This is a genomic window from Proteus appendicitidis, assembly GCF_030271835.1.
In the GTDB taxonomy this organism is placed as follows: domain Bacteria; phylum Pseudomonadota; class Gammaproteobacteria; order Enterobacterales; family Enterobacteriaceae; genus Proteus; species Proteus appendicitidis.
In genome coordinates this window covers 2832723-2853682 of record NZ_CP127389.1, presented here as the reverse complement: position 1 = coordinate 2853682, position 20960 = coordinate 2832723, and the positions used below count along the sequence as shown (strand labels likewise).

16 protein-coding genes are annotated in these 20960 nt (G+C 35.8%); 9 read left to right on the top strand and 7 right to left on the bottom strand.

What is annotated here, in order from left to right; all coding sequences use genetic code 11:
* Positions 1-308: 308 nt before the first annotated feature.
* From QQS39_RS13435 to QQS39_RS13415, 5 genes are all read left to right on the top strand, one after another.
* Complete coding sequence (locus QQS39_RS13435; protein ID WP_151435684.1) at positions 309-1943, top strand: sodium/sugar symporter; 1635 nt, start codon at positions 309-311, stop codon at positions 1941-1943.
* A 257-nt stretch (positions 1944-2200) separates the two neighbouring features.
* Complete coding sequence (locus QQS39_RS13430) at positions 2201-4237, top strand: IreA family TonB-dependent siderophore receptor (protein ID WP_151435683.1); 2037 nt, start codon at positions 2201-2203, stop codon at positions 4235-4237.
* 115 nt (positions 4238-4352) lie between these two features.
* Positions 4353-5210, top strand: coding sequence for an alpha/beta hydrolase (locus QQS39_RS13425; protein ID WP_285804706.1), 858 nt, complete (start codon positions 4353-4355; stop codon positions 5208-5210).
* A 398-nt stretch (positions 5211-5608) separates the two neighbouring features.
* A complete protein-coding gene (locus QQS39_RS13420; protein ID WP_099074867.1) occupies positions 5609-6775 on the top strand; it encodes an MFS transporter in 1167 nt (388 codons plus the stop codon).
* A 216-nt stretch (positions 6776-6991) separates the two neighbouring features.
* Positions 6992-7570, top strand: a complete 579-nt coding sequence (locus QQS39_RS13415) for a DUF1287 domain-containing protein (protein ID WP_151436766.1) — start codon at positions 6992-6994, stop codon at positions 7568-7570.
* Between the two features lie 477 nt (positions 7571-8047).
* Here QQS39_RS13415 and QQS39_RS13410 read toward each other — a convergent pair whose 3' ends face one another.
* Positions 8048-8431: a YkgJ family cysteine cluster protein gene (locus tag QQS39_RS13410; protein ID WP_285804705.1), complete on the bottom strand. Its 384-nt coding sequence runs from the start codon at positions 8429-8431 to the stop codon at positions 8048-8050.
* A gap of 407 nt (positions 8432-8838) precedes the next feature.
* Positions 8839-9183 carry a DMT family protein gene (locus QQS39_RS13405; protein ID WP_098942257.1) on the bottom strand — a complete coding sequence of 115 codons (345 nt, stop codon included), beginning with the start codon at positions 9181-9183 and terminating at the stop codon, positions 8839-8841.
* A gap of 451 nt (positions 9184-9634) precedes the next feature.
* Between QQS39_RS13405 and umoC the strand changes: the two genes are divergently transcribed.
* Positions 9635-10039 (top strand): lysozyme inhibitor LprI family protein, encoded by a 405-nt coding sequence (gene umoC / locus QQS39_RS13400; RefSeq protein WP_196570327.1) that lies wholly within the window; start codon positions 9635-9637, stop codon positions 10037-10039.
* 123 nt (positions 10040-10162) lie between these two features.
* Here umoC and QQS39_RS13395 read toward each other — a convergent pair whose 3' ends face one another.
* The 4 genes from QQS39_RS13395 to QQS39_RS13380 all read right to left on the bottom strand — a co-directional run bounded on the left by QQS39_RS13395 (position 10163) and on the right by QQS39_RS13380 (position 14668).
* Positions 10163-10867, bottom strand: a complete 705-nt coding sequence (locus QQS39_RS13395) for a LutC/YkgG family protein (RefSeq protein ID WP_196570328.1) — start codon at positions 10865-10867, stop codon at positions 10163-10165.
* Position 10868: 1 nt separating this feature from the next.
* Positions 10869-12290: a LutB/LldF family L-lactate oxidation iron-sulfur protein gene (locus QQS39_RS13390; RefSeq protein WP_075670932.1), complete on the bottom strand. Its 1422-nt coding sequence runs from the start codon at positions 12288-12290 to the stop codon at positions 10869-10871.
* 12 nt (positions 12291-12302) lie between these two features.
* Positions 12303-13022 (bottom strand): (Fe-S)-binding protein, encoded by a 720-nt coding sequence (locus tag QQS39_RS13385; RefSeq protein WP_196735455.1) that lies wholly within the window; start codon positions 13020-13022, stop codon positions 12303-12305.
* Between the two features lie 119 nt (positions 13023-13141).
* Positions 13142-14668: an L-lactate permease gene (locus tag QQS39_RS13380; protein ID WP_151435678.1), complete on the bottom strand. Its 1527-nt coding sequence runs from the start codon at positions 14666-14668 to the stop codon at positions 13142-13144.
* A gap of 2025 nt (positions 14669-16693) precedes the next feature.
* On the opposite strand from QQS39_RS13380, the gene QQS39_RS13375 reads away from it, so the two are divergent.
* Positions 16694-16984: a putative quinol monooxygenase gene (locus tag QQS39_RS13375; protein WP_151435677.1), complete on the top strand. Its 291-nt coding sequence runs from the start codon at positions 16694-16696 to the stop codon at positions 16982-16984.
* A gap of 193 nt (positions 16985-17177) precedes the next feature.
* Here the strand turns inward: QQS39_RS13375 and QQS39_RS13370 are convergent, their stop codons facing one another.
* Positions 17178-18728: a methyl-accepting chemotaxis protein gene (locus QQS39_RS13370; protein ID WP_285804704.1), complete on the bottom strand. Its 1551-nt coding sequence runs from the start codon at positions 18726-18728 to the stop codon at positions 17178-17180.
* A 519-nt stretch (positions 18729-19247) separates the two neighbouring features.
* On the opposite strand from QQS39_RS13370, the gene QQS39_RS13365 reads away from it, so the two are divergent.
* Both QQS39_RS13365 and QQS39_RS13360 read left to right on the top strand, forming a co-directional pair.
* Positions 19248-19829, top strand: coding sequence for a histidine phosphatase family protein (locus QQS39_RS13365; RefSeq protein WP_285804703.1), 582 nt, complete (start codon positions 19248-19250; stop codon positions 19827-19829).
* A gap of 67 nt (positions 19830-19896) precedes the next feature.
* Entirely contained in the window at positions 19897-20784 is an 888-nt protein-coding gene (locus QQS39_RS13360; protein WP_285804702.1) for a PhzF family phenazine biosynthesis protein, read from the top strand.
* The last annotated feature ends 176 nt before the right edge of the window (positions 20785-20960 follow it).

Sequence of the window (20960 nt, the reverse complement as noted above, 5' to 3'; positions counted from 1 at the left end):
TTTAATTTAGCCGATCCTCTTAATGGTCTTTACATTAAGAGGTCATACTTAATTAATCTGTGTAATCGTTATCATTTATAGGGCTTTTTTCAACGATTATTTTAATGTCCTAAATTTATAAAAGAAAACCATCATCGTATTTAAAGCGTGGATTTTGCTTTACTCGTCATAGTAATCGTTTGTTTTTCTATTTTATGATCTATTTACGTAACATAAGCGATAAATTTGTGAACAGAGTAACGGAAAAAGTCTGTGAAAACGTTTACATTAAAATCCTATTCTCTCTATGGGTCTGAAAGGAAAATATTATGCATACAGAAAGTGTTGGGTTAAGCACAATAGACTATGCAATTTTTGCCCTCTACGTCGTCATTATTATTAGTCTAGGATTATGGGTTTCTCGTTCAAAGGATGGTGAGAAAAAAGGAACAAAGGACTATTTCTTAGCAGGTAAAACCCTTCCTTGGTGGGCAATAGGTTCTTCGCTTATTGCAGCTAATATTTCGGCAGAACAATTCATTGGTATGTCAGGTTCTGGTTTTTCCATCGGTCTAGCTATCGCCTCTTATGAGTGGATGGCAGCGCTGACATTAATTATTGTGGCTAAATACTTTTTACCGGTCTTTATCGAAAAAGGCATTTATACCATTCCAGAATTTGTTGAGAACCGTTTTAAAAGCCGTAATTTAAAAACCATTCTTGCGGTGTTCTGGCTGGCATTATTTATCTTTGTTAACTTAACATCAGTGCTTTATTTAGGCTCCTTGGCATTAGAAACCATCCTTGGTATCCCAATGATGTATGCCATTATTGGTTTAGCATTATTTGCTGTTATCTATTCACTCTATGGTGGGCTTTCTGCTGTTGCGTGGACAGACGTGGTACAAGTGTTTTTCCTGATCCTTGGTGGTTTATTTACCACTGTATTAGCCGTCAGCTATATCGGTGGGGATGGTGGGATCATGGAAGGTTTGAGCAAAATGACACAAGCCGCACCTGATCACTTTAAAATGATCTTAGAAAAAGATAATCCGCAATTTATGAACTTACCGGGGATCGCGGTACTGATTGGGGGTTTATGGGTCGCTAACCTTTATTATTGGGGCTTTAACCAATACATTATTCAGCGTGCTTTAGCGGCTAAATCTATCAATGAAGCTCAAAAAGGGCTAGTGTTTGCTGCATTCTTAAAACTCATCGTGCCTGTTCTTGTCGTTGTGCCGGGTATTGCTGCATTTGTTATTACGACGAACCCTGAATTAATGGCGGGTTTAGGTTCAATGGCACAAGAGCATATTCCAACGTTATCACAAGCAGATAAAGCCTACCCTTGGTTAACGCAGTTCTTACCAGTAGGTGCAAAAGGTGTCGTTTTTGCTGCGCTTGCTGCTGCAATAGTTTCATCTTTGGCATCTATGCTTAACTCTATCGCGACTATTTTCACGATGGATATTTATAAAGAGTATATTGGGCCAAAAGCTTCTGAAACACGTTTAGTCAACGTGGGTCGTATTAGTGCCGTTGTTGCTTTAATTATTGCTTGCTTTATTGCGCCATTATTAGGTGGTATCGATCAGGCATTCCAATATATTCAGGAATATACCGGCTTAGTTAGCCCAGGAATTTTAGCGGTATTCTTGTTAGGTTTATTCTGGAAAAAAACGAATGCAAAAGGTGCAATCATTGGTGTGGTTTTATCTATACCGTTTGCGTTGTTCCTCAAGTTAATGCCATTAGGTATGCCGTTCCTTGATCAAATGATGTATACCTTTATGTTTACTACGGTTGTGATTGCTTTAGTGAGTTTAACCTCGACTAAAACTGATGACAGCGTAGGGGCGATTGTATTAACAGATAAAACCTTTAAAACACAAAGCGGATTCAATATTGCTTCCTACGCCATTATGATCATCTTGTGTGTACTTTATGCCGTATTCTGGTAATCACAAGATTGTAATCGGTTAGTTTTCTAAATCTAAAAATACGCTACAAAACAATACAAAGCAGATGGTTATGCCATCTGCTTTTTTGTGATCTAAAACCATTATTTCAAAATATGATAAGCATGGCGTCAATTTGCTTTGATACAGATTAAAAAAAAAGCACTAAAGTGAAAAGAAAATTATTCTCATGATTATTTGATTAAGATAATATTAATCGTTCTCATTATTATAAACGTTATTAATTTCAGGGGATTTTTATGAACTTTAAAATGGGCGTTTTAACAGCCTGTATTTTATCTGCCTCTTACCCGCTGTATGCACAAGAAAACAAAGAAGAAAAACTTGTTGTATCAGCATCGGGTTTTGCTCAACAAATTACAGATGCACCAGCAAGTATCACCGTGATCAGCAAAGAACAACTCGCAAAGAAACCCGTTCATGATTTAGCCGATGCCGTAAAAGGCGTTGAAGGTGTTAGCATTAATGGTAATGCTAATAAGCAAGAAATTACGATGCGTGGTTTGCCCGGTGAATACACACTTATTCTTGTTGATGGTCGTCGCCAAAATAGCCGTGAGTCGCGCCCTAACGGGAGTGGTGGTTATGAAGGTGGTTTTATTCCACCAGCAGATGCGATTGAACGTATAGAAGTTATTCGTGGACCAATGTCATCTCTGTATGGTTCCGATGCAATGGGTGGTGTTATCAATATCATCACGAAACCAGTAACAAAAGAGTGGCATGGCTCTGTTGCACTTGGCGGTACTTTGCAACATAACCGTGATGCAGGCGATTCCATTAATGGCGATTTTTATCTTTCAGGACCTTTAATTGAAGATAAATTAGGCTTACAGCTTTATGGCAGTAGCTATTTACGCGCTGAAGATAAAATCACTTATGGTCAAGGTCGTAATGATAATAAAAATATTACGGCAAAATTGGCTTTCACTCCGACTGATAACCAAACCATTTTATTAGAAGCGGGTCGCAATACGTTACAACGTACAACGACACCGGGTAAATCCATGAGTGAATTTACCATCCGTGGCGGAAAAGCGGATGAAAATAAAATGCTGGAAACCAATAATGACCGTAATCACTGGGCATTAACCTATAAAAATCAGTTTGATATTCTGCATTCAGAATTAAGTGTCTATCAAGAACAGACTAAACGCATCACTAAAACAGAAATGATTGATAAGGTGACAAAAGAGCGCGAGAAGTATTATGAAGATCGCCGCCCTGAAATTACCAATACCGTTTTTGATGCGAAATTTACTGCATTTTTACCTGATAACGTGATGACCTTTGGTGGTCAATATCAATATTCACGTTTAAAAGATGAATCATCTACTGGCTCTGGCATTAAACAATCGACTATTACCGCTGATCAAAAAGCATTATTCCTTGAAGATGAATATAGCGTAACAGATAACCTTGCGTTAACTGGTGGTGTGCGTCTGGACGATCATGAATATTACGGTAATCACTGGAGCCCAAGAGCGTATGCCGTTTATCATTTAACTGATGAGTTCACTTTAAAAGGTGGTGTAGCGAAAGCCTTTAAAGCACCAAGTTTACGTGAAATCAGCCCTGAGTACGGTACTTCAACGGAAAAAGGCCGTGCGATTATGTACGGTAATCGTGATTTAAAACCTGAAACATCAGTTAGCCAAGAAATTGGTATTGGTTATGACAATGGTGATGGTGTTACTGCAAGTGTGACGTTCTTTAATACTGATTTTAAAGATAAGCTCACGAATTACGACACAGGTGAAATAGATCCAATTACAGGTTTAAAACTGTATCAATACGATAATGTGGGTAAAGCGAATATTAAAGGGATTGAAACAGCTGTTGGTTTCCCAATTACGGAAAGTTGGCATGTCAATGCAAACTACACCTATATCGATTCAGAACGTAAAAGTGACGATGAAAAATTATCATCAGGTGAATCCTTAAAAGGCTACCCATTAGATTTAACGCCAAAACACAGCGCCAATGCACGAGTTGATTGGCAGTTTGATGAAGCAACCAGTTTTTATGCCAATACCGCTTATACTGGTAAGCAAGTTTGGGCAGCACAACGTAATGGTTACACTGGGGCGCGTTATCGTAGTGGGTACACAACCTTTGATTTAGGAATGACCTACAACTTTAATAAAAACACCATGTTTAATTTTGCGGTATTAAATATTACAGATGAAACCGGCCCTGCTGTAAATGATAAGGGTGGTAACTGGGTTGTTGATGAAGGTCGTCGTTATTGGGCGAATATTAAATATAGCTTCTAATCAAGCTTAAATTTAAATAAACCCCGTATTAAATATGGGGTTTATTTTTTTATGTCTCTCTATTATTTTCATCTTAATGGTTCAATTTTTAAATTACCGACAGAGTATCTGATTTATGCGAATACTAATGTTATGTGGAATGATTATGTTATCTGCGGTTGCTCAAGCTAGACCTAATCAAGAAGTGCCTGAAATTGAGTCTCAGGCTCACTCTTATTATCAAATTACACAAAAAGAAGTGGCGTATGAGGGGAAACAATATCGCCTCTTTCTTGCTATTCCTAAAAACACAACTAAGACAACACTTATTTATAGTGTTGATGGAAATGCGCAGTTTCCGTTGATAATAAACGAAGCCATAAAGCAGAAAAATAAACCGCTACCTGCAATTATCAGTGTGGGATATGTGGGGGATAAAGCCTATTTTATTACAGAGAGAATGCATGATTACACGCCAAACGTACTCGGTGAGGCGTTTAGTCAAGGTGGCAATGCCGAAAATTTTTATCAGTTTTTTCTCACGCAAGTTAGACCTTACGCGTTAGAGCAACTCGCTAAAGAGCGCATCACCATTACTCAACAATCGCTGTTTGGTCACTCTTTTGGCGGTGTATTTACTCTCTATGTTTTATTTAATCATCCAGAAACATTTCAACGTTATATCGCAGCAAGCCCCTCATTATGGTGGGGAAAAGGCGAATGGGTGAAAAAAGAGCAATGGCAAGCTATTCCTAACGATATTTCTATTGCAATAACCTTGGGCGAAAAAGAAGAAACACCTGATTTAAGTCGATTGAGTGAAGAACAACAAAAAAATTATCAAGAGCGTAGTAGCTGGTTAACACAACGCCAGTTATGCCAATATTTATCGGAAGCAGGAAAACAGTGTGAGTTTTATCTGTTTGAGGGCAAAGGTCACGGTGGATCTATTCCTGATGCCATTAAAATTGCTTTAGAGAAAGGCAGCAAATAAGCGAAACCCTTTATTTATTTTCAGCTATCCTATTGGATAACGATAGGATAGCAATGAAAATTCTTCATTTACTATCCATTAAATACGTATTTTTGCGTAATAATCTTGATAAAATAATATTTATCTTTTTATAAAATAAATATCTTAACTAAGCTATTTATTTTCTGTAGAAAAAGACGATAATCATGATTGATATAAATAAAATTGTTTGCTGGCATTAGATTTTATAATTTTATTTATGGCAATTTAAGCGCTATATTCGCGTCTCCTGAATTTAGGGACGCCATCCACTGTTTTCACCTTAGTTTCTTTTATCTTTCCTAGATAAAAGAATTGCCTCTATCAGGCATCGAGAAAACAGCACATTATCAACCGTTTTGATTGTGGAGACGAGGGTAGTGAAACAGAACACTACTTTGGTACGCAAAGGCGACAGTACATTAGTACCTGTGGCTGGGTTAACGGTATTTGCTATCGCGTCAGGCTATTTAATGAGTTTAATTCCACTGTCTATGAGCAGTTTTGGAATGGATACACTTTATGCCAGTTGGTTAGCAAGTATTTATTTTATTGGATTATTAATAGGTTCGGTCATGATAGAACCTATTATTGCAAGAATAGGGCATCGTCTTTCTTTCGTTGTATTTTTATTATTGCTGGCAGTGACTGTCGGTGTGTTGCCTTTAATGCCTTATTTATCAGCATGGATGGTTTTCCGTTTTATTGGTGGTATGGCGGTTGCAGGTATATTTGTTGTTGTCGAGTCATGGCTATTAATTGGCGATAATCCTAAAGAGCGAGCTAAACGCTTAGGTTTTTATATGACCTCGCTTTATGGCGGCACGACATTAGGACAATTGGCGATTGGTGCAATTGGTACGCAAGGCGCTATCCCATTTATGGCGATATTAGTTTTGCTATTAATTGCCGTATTACCGCCTCTGCTTTTTAAACAGGGGCAACCACAAGGGCATGACCATAAAAGTTTGTCACTCAAGCAGATGAGTCGATTAAATAAAGCTGCTTTAGTGGGCTGTATGGTGTCTGGCGTTGTGATGGGCAGTATTTATGGCATGATGCCATTGGCTTTAAATCAAGGGCAATTTACAACAGACCAAATAGGTGTGTTGATGGCAGCAATTATTTTAGGTGGAATGGTGGTTCAGCCTATTATTAGTAAATTGTCTGTGATGATAAGCAAAACACTGTTATTAGCGATGATGTGTTTAGTGGGCGTTTTTGCCATGGGACTGACTTATCTTTCTAGCGATTATATGGTGCTTATTATTGCATTAGCGCTATTAGGAATGTCTTCTTTTGCACTTTATCCTATCGCTATTACATTAGCGTGTGATCATGTGAATGCGAGTTACATTGTCGCTATTACACAAGTGATGCTATTAAGTTATAGCATTGGCTCTGCTATTGGACCTTTAGGGGCAGGAATGTTTATGGCACAAGCTAATAACGGCATTATGAATTTCTTCTTTGTGGTGTTATTAGTGACAGCAATTTATATGCTGTTTGCAAGTTTACGTCGTAAAAGCCATATTGTGTTGAACTAAACGTTTTTCTCTTACTTGTTCTCTTGCTTCTTCTTTTCTCTTATTTATCAGCCGAGCTTACCGTAAAGGTGGCTCGGTTTTTTTATAGTTACTCTAAAAACGAATTAAGACTTCCCTGATATTTTTATACTGTGCTTTATCAGTATAAACAGATAACGTCATTTCTTTCTTAAATAATGGATTTAACTTTTTCATGGAGAACATACAGTGAAAATAATGAAAATCAGTGTTTTACTCTTACTCATTATTCCCTTTTCAAGTGTACAAGCGATAACCTCAGAACAAAATAAAAAGCTGGTGGAATATGCAACCGACTTACCAAGAGCCGTAATTTACGACTCTGATTATCGAAAAATAGACTACCCAATGGGAGACGTGCCTGCTTATAAAGGTGTTTGTAGTGATGTGATTATTCGTAGTTATCGTGGGATTGATATCGATTTACAAAAATTACTGCATGAAGATATTAAAGCCAATTTTTCCGCTTACCCAAGTAAACGAATGTGGGGATTGAATAAACCTGATACGAATATTGATCACCGTAGAGTTCCCAATTTAGAGGTCTTTTTTACAAGAAAAGGAAAAGTAAAACCGATTACAAAAAATGCCGAAGATTATGTACCGGGCGATATCGTCAGCTGGCGTTTAGATAATGGACGGCCTCATATTGGCATTGTAGTAAATAAGAAAAGCGGGGATAACCAACGCTATCTCGTTATGCATAATATTGGGTTTGGGCAAGTTGCTGAGGATGTTTTATTTTCGTGGAAAATAACAGGGCACTTTACCTACTAAAGAGGTAAATGAGAAAAATTTGAGGTATTTAATTTTTTATAAAAAATAGAATAAAAATAATAACAATAAAAATAAATCTAACATTTAAGCGATAAATAAAATAATGCCCATACTGATGTTATGCAAAGTATGGGCATTATTTCTGGGAAAGAATATTTTCATCAGAAATATTCATAATCATTCCTCTAAGCCACCGAGTAACATACTAACGACAGCCGTCGAACAGATAAAAGAAAGGAAAAGGATAAAAAAAGAGCTACTGATCATAATGCCCTCCAACTTTTTTACTATTTTTAAATAAAAAACCTCACTAAACACACGTTATTAATTCATTACCTTATATACTAGGTTATTTAAAAATAAAGTCAAACTAACGTATTATTTAATAATGATTTTTTTGTGCTGTTATTTTATTTTTTATAAAAAATAGGTTGGATGGTACTAAATGATCAGGAGGGGCTTTACCCCTCTGATGTCTTACGCGCTATGAGGTAAGGTGATGTGAGTTAATGGAGGCAAACCATAAGCCGCTCTTGCACGATCACAAGCTTCATTAGGAATGCCATTTACCCAAGATTGTTGAAATTCACGACAAGGAGAAGGGCGTTGTTCATAGATAGAACAGCTTACACACTCTCCCACTTCACCAACCAGTTTGTCACAGCGGGGTTTTTTAGAATTCGTTCCTTTCATGCAAGAGAGAAAAGGCGTTAATGGTTCTGTTAATTCATCCGGAACCACGCCTCCACCACTTATCATTTCAGCCCAATAGAACGAAACTCTAAAATAGGCGCAACAAGCACCACAATGCATACAGGGATTATCCTGCATATAAATAAAATCGTTAGAATGTTTGCTCATACCAGATACCATTTTATCTGACGTTAAAGTGACAAAACGCACGTTTTAAGGGTGCGGTAGTTTAAGAGAGGCAAAAAAAGGCAGAGAAACGATGCTTCTCTTAGAGCAATCATTATGCGCTGAATGAAAATTATTTTTCAAGAGAAATATTTCTGTATATGAAAATTTTTTATTACAAAACAGACTATTATTTTGTAAAAGCATTCTAAGTAGACTATATAACTTAATGGTAAGTGATAGTGTTATTTAACCCTCCGTAAAAACCACACTATACATAGTATTAAAAATCATCAGAAAGTAAGATTTTGAATAAAAAAAAGCCTTATCAGTTTTGATAAGGCGATAACAAAATAAGCGTAGATAACATGCCGAAAAAACAAGCTAACGATATCAACTAATCGGTTTTTCTAAAAAGGACCTTTAAAAATAAATAAAGCACCAGCACCAATTAAAAGAAAACCAATAAAATGGTTTAATGTAAAATTTTCGCCTAAGTAAGTGACAGAAAAAATAGCGAAAATAGTTAATGTAATCACTTCTTGTATGGTTTTTAATTCAGCGGCACTGTAGTAATTATGACCAATGCGATTTGCGGGTACAGCAAAACAGTATTCAACAAATGCAATCAACCAGCTTAAAATAATGACAACAATAAGGGGTTTATTGCCATATTTTAGATGCCCATACCAAGCAAATGTCATAAAAATGTTGGAAATGATAAGAAGAATAATGGGGGTAAATTTGTAGAACATATTGGTGATACCACGGGTCGTTTTTAGGCAAAAGTTGCCAATAAGAATGATATGAAATTACTGCAAAAAAAGAGGGTTTTCTATTGTTATGCAAAGAAAAAAAGAGTGAAAATGAAAATAGCAGGATTTTTTCAGTATAAGAAAATTTGTTATTTTATCAATTAAACGCAAAATTAAAGTAGTAAATGACTATTTTTAAAATTATTGGCTGAATTTCAATCTATTTATATTGGATTAAATAATCTTTATTTGATAAAAAATAAGCAAAATACGTTTGAATTAAAAAGATATTAATAATGTTTTCTTATTATTGCTCGATTGAAATTTAAATTTATCGAGTAAGATGCGATATATCCTAAAATGATGCTGTTCGCACTAATAGATGTGATATTCGTTATTTTATACATTATGTTGAACATAAATTTATTATAAATTTCTATAAGGAGTTTGCGTGAAAATAAGTTTATTTCTGATCTCTTGCAGTTTACTTACAGTGAGCTTTTTTTCTTCGGCACAAGGTAAATACGATCCTTTAGCAAAATGTTATGAAGTGACCGCAAACGAGCCGAGAACAGCAGTGCAAACTTGTTTATTAGATGAGTTAAAACTGACAGAACAGCAAATGAATGTCATTTATGACAAAAGTAAGAGTGATCTTGAAGATACGGATTCTGTTGCAGCGAAAAGTGCCATTGATGCATTAGCCAGTTCTCAACAGCATTTTATTCAATTTAGAAGCGCTGAATGTCAACGACAATCCGCATTATTAATGGGCGGCTCAGGGGCAGGAGATGTTTTACTGGCATGCGAAATAAAATTAAATCAATGGAGAGCAAAAATTTTATTAAATAATTAATTGGCAAATAATAGAGAAAAACCCAAAAGCGATTAACTTATCTTTTGGGTTTGATTTAGGCGTCGATGAACGACTTTGACTGTTAGCTATTTTGTTATCGTTTTAACGTTATTTTATCTTCAATTAGCAATCTTCAATAATAAGATAAGCCGCATGAACTGGGCCATGAACCCCCCACACTTTAATCAATTCAATATCAGCAGTAGAACTAGCACCGCCAATTAAATTGATACAAGACGGCATTCTCACACCTTCTTGAGCCATCTTATGTAAACGCTCAGCAATTTGAGCCACACGAGGCAAAATATCGCTTTTACGTAGGATCACAATTGAGGTTTCAGGTAATAAACTCACGGCACGGCCTTTCTCTGGAGACGAAAATAAAACAATCCCGCCAGATTCCGTTAATCCCGCTTCAGCAAAAACAATCCCGATTTGAGAGCGTTCAGCATGAACAATATTTTCACGCCCAAGTGCAGGGTCCCAAATATAAGTTTCATATTTTTCGCTAATTGCTTTTGTGACGCCAAGTGCATCTAAACGTTCATCACCACTTATTACCACCGAGCCTTTACAATCATAACTTTCACATAGCTCAATTAGGCTATTAATAACTTCATCAGGTTTGCTAACAACACATTTCACCATTTGAGTCTGTGCAAAGTCTGTAAACTCTTTGCACAGTTCATCTTGAGTCAAATTAGTTAAGCGTGTTTTCGCTAAATTATTTACCGGTGTAGGCTGCGGTTGTGGCTTGTGCGCAATAGGACGTCCTAATTTTTCAGCAATAGTTTGCAGAAATTCATTACGATTTTGTTCGTTTAACATATTATTTTTTTCCTTCTGCTTTATGGCGTTTAAACCAACTACGGAAGCTATAACCATCTGGTTTAGGGAGATCACGCGATTCCATCCAATCATTAAGAACACTGATTTTGATTGGTGTAGAACCATTTTTGATCATTAATCCCGCCATTTTCGCACCGACATTCATACCTACTTTCCAAAGGGCAGGGTGTGAATTAAGGTAGTTAAACATACCGGTAACTCGACGTTCTGCTTTTGGTGTAAGGCCCGTTTCTGCCATTACACGGCGATGTTTTAAAATCAGTTGTGCTAAAGGAATTTTGACTGGGCAAACCACATTACAAGCGTTACATAGTGAACATGCATAAGGGAGATCGTGGAAATCTTTATAACCGCCTAATAGTGGTGAAATTACCGCACCAATTGGACCAGGATAAATGGAGCCATAAGCATGACCACCAATATTACGATAAGCAGGGCATGTATTTAAGCAAGCACCACAACGAATACAACGTAAAATATCTTTAAATTGAGAGCCTAAAATTTCAGAACGACCATTGTCCACAATCACTAAATGGAACTCTTCAGGGCCATCAACATTGCCTGCTTCACGTGGACCTGTCACCCAAGTGTTATAACTGGTTAAACGGGAGCCAACGGCGCTACGACATAGCATAGTTATCAACGGATCAACTTCTTCAAAGGTAGGAGCCACACGTTCCATACCCATCACCGCGATATGGGTTTTAGGTAATGTTGTGGTCATTCTTGCGTTACCTTCATTGGTGACTAAACAGACAGTACCTGTTTCAGCCACGGCAAAGTTACAGCCAGTGACACCAATATCAGCAGAAAGGAAATCTTGTCTTATACGTTGTCTAATGAAAAGCGTCATGTCTTCGGGCGTTTCGCTGCCTTCATAATTGAGCTTTTCATTTAAGACTTTGCGAATTTGATAACGATCTTTGTGGATCGCCGGAACCACGATATGAGACGGTGGATCATTATCTAATTGAAGAATATATTCACCAAGGTCAGTTTCGATGATCTCAATGCCTTCATTTTGTAAGGCTTTATTCATCCCAATTTCTTCGGTGACCATTGATTTAGATTTTACAATCTTCTTCGCATTTTTCTTTTTGGCAACTTCACAAATATAACGAGAGGCATCTTCTGCTGTTTTAGCAAAATAAACGTGGCCTCCGTTTTCAGTCACTTTTTCGGATAATTGATAGAGATAAGCATCTAAGTTTTCAAGAACATGGTTACGGATTTGTTCAGCACGATCACGCCACTCTTCCCAATTACCTAGCTCCTTTACCATGATTTGACGGTTAGCCCCAATACGCTCTTGCGCCATAACAACCGCATTACGCATGATTGTGTCTTTCATTTCATGTTCTAGACGAGGTCTGAAATCTATATCACTGGTTTTGATAGACATAAGCAGGCTCCCTTATTGGCTCATTAAAACTTGTGCAATATGCAACACTTTTACAGGTCGTTTTTCACGACTTAAACGACCTTGAATGTTGATTAAGCAGCTTGTATCGGCACCAATGACATAATCAGGGCTGACATCCATAATATGTTTGACTTTCTCAGTCACCATTTCGCCTGAAATTTCAGACATCTTCACGGAGAACGTTCCCCCAAAGCCACAGCAGGTTTCTGAGTTTGCAAAAGGCAACATTTCAAGACCATCAACATGTTTTAACAGCGTTAAAGGCTCACTTACGACACCTAACTTTCTGGTTAAACTGCAAGATGGGTGATAAACCGCTTTACCTGGCAGACGAGCGCCAACATCAACAATTCCAAGGGTGTTAACAATAAAGCTGGTTAAATCAATAAGGCGATCGGCAACACTTTGTGCGCGTAATGCCCATTGAGGCTCATCCGCAAGATAAGTGGGATAACCTTTAATGGCATAAGTACAGGAGCCAGCGGGTGAAATAATGGGATAGTCGTTCACTTCCAATGTTTCAATTAACGATTTCATGGCTGGTTTTGCGTTATTAACATAACCGCTATTAAGCGCAGGCTGACCACAGCAACCTTGGCGTTCCTGAAATAAGACTTCGCAGCCTAATTTTTCAAGTAACAAGACGGTGTCTCGGGCTGAATCTGCTTTCAGCACATCACCAAGACAGGTCGCATAAAAATTAACTTTCATTAATCGAACTCCAAAACATCGCTCAGATGTTATTATTTTTACTAAAGATAAAATTCTTTTATTGCTTCGTTATAAGGGGAGAAGTGAATGGAATAAACACGCTCACTTCTCCTTATTAATTAGTTCATTAGATGATAAATAATGCCGATCTTCGCCCCAAGAATAACGATGTAAGCGATACAGTATTTTAAGGTTTCACGCATAATGGCACTGCTTTGACCATCCATTTTTGTTGCTGAAACAGCAATGGCGATACTTTGAGGTGAAATCATTTTACCGCCCGTTGCACCAGAGGTATTGGCAGCGGCCAGAATGAATGGATCAATATTAAGTTTAGCGGCTGCACTAGTTTGTAACTTACCAAACAGCACGTTAGAGTTGGTGTCACTACCTGTTACGAACGTTCCTAACGCACCGATCACTGGTGCAATAAAGATAAATCCTGCGCCGGTGAAATCGACTAAGGTTTCAGCGATACTGCCAATCATGCCACTGAAATCCATAACGGTTGCCATCGCTACGATTGCCGTAATGGCAATGATAGAGTTTTTCAATTGGATAGTTGTTTTAACCAGAACAGAGATAAGCGTTGAAACACTTGCGCCTTGAATAGTTCCCCCCACAAAGCTGGCGAGAATAATTAATACACCCGGTGTACTTAACCAAGCAATGGTTTGATATTCCGTTTGTGTTTCACTTAATACAAATGGGATCTTTGTAGAAATTGCTCCCGCCATACTTTGGATTGTCGGAAACAAAGGTGAGCACGCTAAAATAAAGATAAAGGTAAACAGATAAATAGAACTAGCAACTAACAACTCTTTGCCAGTGTGCTTTTTGACATTTTTTTGTTTATCACCACTATTTTTCATGCGTTTAGCAAGGAAAATAACCACAATTAAGCTGACTAAGCTACCTGCAAATGCGGGTAATTCAGCACCTAAATTGGCAGCAACGATATATTGAGGGATCAATGTACTGATACCACACATTAAGGTAATAAATCCGACACCTTTAATTGCTTTAATTCCGCCACCCGCAATGGCAACGATGACAAAAGGCAATACGATATTAAATAATCCCAACTGAATAATAATCGTTTTGCTCAGCACTAATACATCAAGCCCTGTATTTTGCGCCAAAATTGAAACGGGAATACCAACCGCACCAAAAGCAGTAGGAACCGTATTGGCAACTAAAGAGGCAACGGCTGCTTTAAAAGGATCAAATCCAAGTGCAATTAAAATGCCGATAGGAATGGCAACCGCAGTACCATAACCCGCAACCGCTTCAAGAAAGCCACCAAAACACCATGAGATAAGCAGAACTTGCACTCGCTTATCATCACTTATGCCTGCCAGCACATCTTTAAGGACATCCATGCCACCTGTTTTTAGCATTAAGTTATAGCTATAAATAGCAGCAAGAATAACGATGATGATTGGCCACAATCCTTTAACTGCACCATAAAGGACAGAGACTGAAGCAAATTGAATGGTGTTGTTCCAATGGAAAATAGCAAGTGCAACAGTTATTACTAAAGAGACAAGCACAGCATGGTGAACGGCTGATTTCATTTTTAAGATCATAAAAATCAAAACCGCTAACGGCACAATGCCTAATAAGAATGATAGATAGTCTGACATGATTATTTTTATCCTTAAGTTTGCAATTTTTATCGTTTATAACTGCGTTGGCAAACCTATAAGTTGGTCATTATATAATTGTGTAGGGTACTAGGTTTTATTAATGCTCTACTTTGCTGAAACGATAAATCATAAATAAAAAAAGATAGTTACTAACCTAAACAATGAAAAATATCATCACTTAGGAAATTGTCAGGTTAGATTAGTTGGCTATTGTAGGGAATATTTATTGAGATGTAATAGAATAAAATCAATTGTGTGACAAATATAAAAAAATTCCTTTTTTCTCTTTATTTGCTTGTTAATTGTCGCGTTTTTTGATGTTTGTCAATGTAATTAAATTGCTAATGTTGTTGCCGAATTGATTTTTGATGAAAAAAAGAACGATATTGAGGGTTTTAGCTATGTAATAAAAAGATAAACTTCAGCCTAAAATGCCATTTTTTAGGATAAAAAGGACCATCGATGCCTAGATTAAACATAAATTAAGTTAATGAATTATTTTTTTGCCTATTTTATTAACAAATAAAATAAATGTTTTTTATTTTAATATTCTATTATTATAAATTTTGCTGAATTAATTATTTAAATTATTTTTTTATTTTATTTTTATAATGTTTCACCTTATTATAAATATTGTTTTATTTTTTAACTTTTTTATATTTCATTTTATTTTTTCATCTTGTTTAAAATATCTATTATTTAAATTTTTTTATTGTTTATTTCTTGCTGGTTTTTTACTTGCTTTTACTTTTTTTATATATTGAAACATGCTAATTCTTTGTTTTTTTATTGGTATCTATTTTGTTTAGTATGAAAAAATAAATTATCATCATAAATTTATTTTTATTTGTTTTTAATTTAATAATTTTAATTATACAAAACTAATATTTTTATATTAACTGTTTAAATGGATATTAATGTGATTTTCTCATCAATGATTGACTTCTTTTTGTATCCAGAGGCGCACAATTACTCGCTTTCGAACTAGATTTAATTGTAATACAAATCAGTGGGATAATGAGTCTATGATAAGCAAAATAAATAATAAATGAGAATGGTTCTTTCTAACGATCCTCATTTAAAGATATGATTGACGAGCCTCTGATCACATTGATAAAAGTAAAAAGTCTATTTTTCTTATTCTTTGTGACTGAGAAATCGCGAAATAAATACTATTTAATAATAGAAAAATATTTATTTAAGGGTATTTCTTACCTTTTTTAACGTGTTTAAGTTGACTGTTATAGAACAAAGATAAGAGATCAAATATTTTTGAAGTCATAGTCTCATTTTTAGATGAGATATTCATTTTCCCCAAGCAATTGTCATACAAATATTCAAGATAAAAAAGGTGATTGAAAAGTGAGTTGGCAGATAATTATCTTCGGTTTAACTACGTAATAATCTCTAACGGAATATTTTCTTTAGTGTGTAAATCTGTTGTTGTCTGTTTTTAGCGCTATAAAGTTATCTCACAATAAGTGATATAACCCTGAGATTATTATGGGAGTATTAATAGTGAAAAGATTATTTTCATCATTAAATAGCGCTTTTTTGATAATGGAAATCAGCGATTATGTTAGCGATGTTTTAGGATTTAACATTTGACGCTTTCCAGAACGACTGAAATAAGTTGGCAAATACAAACAGTTTGTCTGATATTGGTAAAATTGTTTACATTTTATTATTGACGTTGTTACACATGAAAAAAAAGAACCAAAGTGTGAACTAGGTTCCTTTTTTTCGTTGAGATAAACGCGCATTAATGAGCAAATCGAATGCCATTCTAGACGTCATTACAATCACACCAGTGTCAGAACTAAGATTAACGGTTCACTATTTTGATTGAGAAATCTCACTTAGAGGCAACATGTCGTCGCAATTTCCTTGATGTAAATTGAGCTTCTCTAATGAAAAGTGCTTTTGCCTAAATGTGAATAATGAAATAAAGAATTATGCTAGAGTAATTTCAGGTTGTTATTTATTTTTCATTTGTACTTATGTTGGAATACAGGATTTTATATGAATAATATCAGGTTAATAGCCACGATTGTGGCGAAAGAGAATCATGAAAATGAAGTGTTATCTGCTTGCAAAGCGATGATAAAACCAAGTCATCAAGATGAAGGATGTATCCAGTACGAACTTCATAAGGATACCACTCAACCAAGAACCTTTATTTTCTTTGAAATATGGGAAAACCAGAGTGCTATCGATAAACACAATGAAACGACACATATGAAAGCATTTATCGAAAATTTAAAAGATAAAATTGATTCACTAGAGATTAAATTTATTGAGAAATTAGCTTAATACTCTTTTTCTTCAGTAAGTAAGTTAAGCAGATATACCATAAAGGTCTATCTGCTTATTTTTTAAGTGGTTATTGTTAATATGAAGCAATGACCAAAATAGTTGAGCAGGTTGTGTTATCAGCTTTTTTGCTGAAAAGATAATCAGTAAAGAACAACGCGCTCTACTACAATTGCTCTACTACAATAATGAATTAGATGCACTTAATCTGAAAGTAATTCACTAATTTATTCAGATTAAGTGCTTGTTCATTGAGTGAATTCGCAGCGGCTACCGATTCCTCGACTAATCCCGCATTCTGTTGAGTTGTTGAATCAAGCTGACTTATAGCATTATTGATTTGCGATATACCATCACTTTGTTCATTACTTGCCTGCCCAATTTCACGCAAGAGTGCGCTGATCTCTTCGACATCGGTGATCATTTTTTGGATCTGAGAGTCGGCTTGTTCAACTAATTCCAGTCCTTCTTGTGTTTGAGTTGATGAATTATCGATAAGCGCGCGTATATCATTAGCGGAGTCCGCACTTTTTTGTGCCAGTAGTCTGACTTCACCCGCAACAACCGCAAAACCTTTACCATGTTCACCCGCTCTTGCGGCTTCAACAGCGGCATTTAGTGCAAGAATATTAGTTTGGAATGCAATGGCATCGATTAAATTAATAATGTCTGTCATTTGAGATGATGAGCTATTAATGGCTCTCATTTTTTCAGTTAGCTGAAGCATCATTTCGCCATTATGATGTACGGCGATTTCAGTTTTTTCAGCAACATTAATCGCATCATGAGTATGATCTGCGGTATTTTTAACGGTTGATGTCATCTGCTCCATGGAGCTTGCCGTTTCTTCTACTGATGTTGCTTGCTCTTCTGTTCTTGCAGCTAAATTTTGGCTACCTGCCGTAATTTGCTCTGCTGCTGACGAAATATTTTCAGCGCCGTTTTGTACATTTTGCACAACCTCTAATAGGTGTGTTTTCATTTCAGCGAGGGCTTGTAATAATATTCCTGCTTCATCCTGATAATCAGTATTCACTTCTTGTGTTAAATCACCATTAGCAATGGCTTTAGCAAAGTTTATTGCCTTCTCTAATGGAAGTGTAATGCCTTTAGTAATAAACCATCCTAAAATACTGCCCACAATAATACTGACTAGGGTTAATAATACTAAAAATATTCTTTTCTCAATGAAATCACGTTCAACAGCGTCACCTGCCTCTTCCATTTTTTGATTTTGTAATTCGATAAACTCTAATATTTTATCGCGATATTTTAACTGAATAACGGAAGTTTTTGTGATCAGTTCATTGACTGCGGCGTGTCTGTTATTTTCATTAAATGCCTTCACCACAAAGTTTTGAGAGTTTATATATTGCTGACGAATATCATAAACCTCAGCTAAGATTTTTTTTGACTCAGCATCGTGTGTGGTTTCGTCTAATTCTTTCAATAGCTGTGCAACTTTAGCGGTGATCTCTGATTTTTTACTCTCTTGCTCAGCGGCTAAACTTCCTTGCTCATCAAGCATAGTGAGTTGCTGAAATATAATAAACTCATTGAAATTATTAATCAGTAAGTTGGCTCTGACTGTGGCTGGATAGATATCATCAACAACATCATGAATATCTTGATTTGCACTATTTAAACCCATTAATGCGAAACCGGAACCCAACATAATTAACATCACAAAAGTTGCAAATGCGATGGTTAACTTTGTACGAATTTTAAAGTTTTTAAAGAACATGCTTAACCCTGGATAAATAATAATTAATAAGTATTTGTAACTTATTTAAGAACAAACAGTATCGGTAAGCGGTGGCAGAACTTTAGTCATTAAACTAAATAAAGGGAGATAAAAAGGCTTGCATTGATTTTTAACATATTATTTTTATTGTAAAAAAAAGAACCCCTCTATTTTTTTATCTAAATGTGCTGAGTATTTAAGTTTCATTCAGCTTTATAAATTTGGATGTAAAGTAATAAAAAATTAAAAAAACTCTTTATTTTCTGTTAACAATTGTTTGGTCTATTTTAATTTTGTTAATTAATTTTGTTAATTAATTTTGAGATGTTTAGAAGGTAGAATAAAGATCGATAGAGTGTAAAACTGGCTAAATAAACGCTATCTAAGACTTGCATACCTCTGCAACCTTTTTGGCTATGCTAGACTGAGAGACTTAAAACCAGTGAGTTTATAGTTAATGCAAGATGTATTTTAACTTTCCCTCTTTCTTATACTCAGTTGACTTAAAGGTAACGCTGTATGCGCAGTGTATTGATATTTTTGAGCGTATTTATTTTAGGATTTAGTCATATGGCGTATTCTGATCAAACACTTGTTTTTATAAGACATGGTGAAAAACCTGATAATGATAGTGGGCAACTGACCTGTAAAGGATTAAATAGAGCATTAGCTCTGCCTGATGCGCTTATAAATCAATTTGGCAAACCTGATGCATTATTCGCAGCAGCACCTAAACAGAGCAAGTTAGGCAATTCATTACGTTCACTCCAAACGATCTCACCTATCGCGATTAAAACCTCATTGCCTATTCATCTTCAATATCATGCTAAAGAGATAAAAGCATTACGTGAGGAACTGTTAAGTCAACAGTATGTAAACTCAGTTATTTTTATTGTATGGGAGCATGATAATTTAACCAAAGTTGCGCGAGATATTATGAAACAAGAAGGTGGAGATCCTAAATTAATTCCTAAATGGAAAAGCAGTGATTTTGATAGTATCTATATCTTAAGGATTATCCGAGAGGGTGATAAGAAAAGTATCGTATTTGAACAAAGACAACAAGGGTTAGATGGCGTGTCAGAAATTTGCCCTGATTAGTAAGTATTTTATAACACTCTATTTTTACACACAGACTTAATGCTATTCGAAGCAATGCGGGAAATATATGCAAAATGAAGCGATACACTCAGTAGAACACGAGATCAAAGTACACCTTGTAAACTCATTTACTCGAAATAATAAAGGTGGTAATCCTGCTGGTGTGGTACTTAACCCCCCTCAATTAAGTGATGAGCAGAAAATTGCTATCGCGAAAGAAGTCGGGTTTTCTGAAACCGCTTTTGTTTATCAAGGTGAGGAGACTGATTTTAAAGTTGATTTTTTTACCCCTGAAGGAGAGGTCGATTTTTGTGGTCATGCAACATTAGCGGTATTTTTTACTTTATCTTCACTCAATTTATTGGCTTCTGGTCATTACACACAAAAAACGAAAGCAGGTATTTTAAGCGTCGCAATTGATGATGAAAATGTCGTTATGGAGCAAACACTGCCAGTTTCACGACAAGCTCCAAATATCGATGCTGTAGCTGCTGCACTGGGAATAAATAGTGAAATTATTTCAACAACAGGCTTACCTATTGAGATATTTTCAACGGGATTACCCGATATTCTGATCCCGGTACAATTTGGGCAATTAGATACGCTAAAACCTAATTTTGAAGCAATTGCAAACTTAAGTCGTGAATTTAATACTATCGGTTTTCATGTTTTTGAGCTTAGCCAAGATAAAGAAATCACTACACATTGTCGTAACTTTGCGCCTTTATATGGCATCAATGAAGAGTCTGCAACAGGAAGTTCAAGTGGTGCTTTAGGCTGCTATCTTGTTAAGCATGTTTTCCCTCATAAAACACATTTTCTATTAGAGCAGGGACGTGCAATGCAATGTTCCTCGCTTATTAACGTTATTATTGATTCAACCCAAAATACAATTAGTAGAGTGAGAGTAGGTGGCAAAGCGACAATGATTGGTGTGAAGATTATTACTCTTTAGAGAAAATAAAAAATTTTTGATTTCTAAACATTATTTAAAAGGACGATTTAGTTTCAAGGTGATAAGTGATAGTGATCCTTTATCATAATTTAAATTTGAAATTCAATTTGATCCTCGCCATAAAATAAATCCAGTGTATCTATCCTAAAATTGGAGGGTTCACTGGAAAATTATTT

Bases quoted from the DNA above. Each gene is read 5' to 3' on its own strand.
- QQS39_RS13390 (WP_075670932.1), bottom strand. From the start codon at position 12,290: ATGTCTATCAAAACCAGTGATATAGATTTCAGACCTCGTCTAGAACAT.
- QQS39_RS13360 (WP_285804702.1), top strand. From the start codon at position 19,897: ATGCAAAATGAAGCGATACACTCAGTAGAACACGAGATCAAAGTACAC.
- QQS39_RS13370 (WP_285804704.1), bottom strand. From the start codon at position 18,728: ATGTTCTTTAAAAACTTTAAAATTCGTACAAAGTTAACCATCGCATTT.
- QQS39_RS13375 (WP_151435677.1), top strand. From the start codon at position 16,694: ATGAATAATATCAGGTTAATAGCCACGATTGTGGCGAAAGAGAATCAT.
- QQS39_RS13405 (WP_098942257.1), bottom strand. From the start codon at position 9,183: ATGTTCTACAAATTTACCCCCATTATTCTTCTTATCATTTCCAACATT.
- QQS39_RS13430 (WP_151435683.1), top strand. From the start codon at position 2,201: ATGAACTTTAAAATGGGCGTTTTAACAGCCTGTATTTTATCTGCCTCT.
- QQS39_RS13415 (WP_151436766.1), top strand. From the start codon at position 6,992: ATGAAAATCAGTGTTTTACTCTTACTCATTATTCCCTTTTCAAGTGTA.
- QQS39_RS13385 (WP_196735455.1), bottom strand. From the start codon at position 13,022: ATGAAAGTTAATTTTTATGCGACCTGTCTTGGTGATGTGCTGAAAGCA.
- QQS39_RS13410 (WP_285804705.1), bottom strand. From the start codon at position 8,431: ATGAGCAAACATTCTAACGATTTTATTTATATGCAGGATAATCCCTGT.
- QQS39_RS13435 (WP_151435684.1), top strand. From the start codon at position 309: ATGCATACAGAAAGTGTTGGGTTAAGCACAATAGACTATGCAATTTTT.
- QQS39_RS13425 (WP_285804706.1), top strand. From the start codon at position 4,353: ATGCGAATACTAATGTTATGTGGAATGATTATGTTATCTGCGGTTGCT.
- QQS39_RS13365 (WP_285804703.1), top strand. From the start codon at position 19,248: ATGCGCAGTGTATTGATATTTTTGAGCGTATTTATTTTAGGATTTAGT.
- QQS39_RS13380 (WP_151435678.1), bottom strand. From the start codon at position 14,668: ATGTCAGACTATCTATCATTCTTATTAGGCATTGTGCCGTTAGCGGTT.
- QQS39_RS13395 (WP_196570328.1), bottom strand. From the start codon at position 10,867: ATGTTAAACGAACAAAATCGTAATGAATTTCTGCAAACTATTGCTGAA.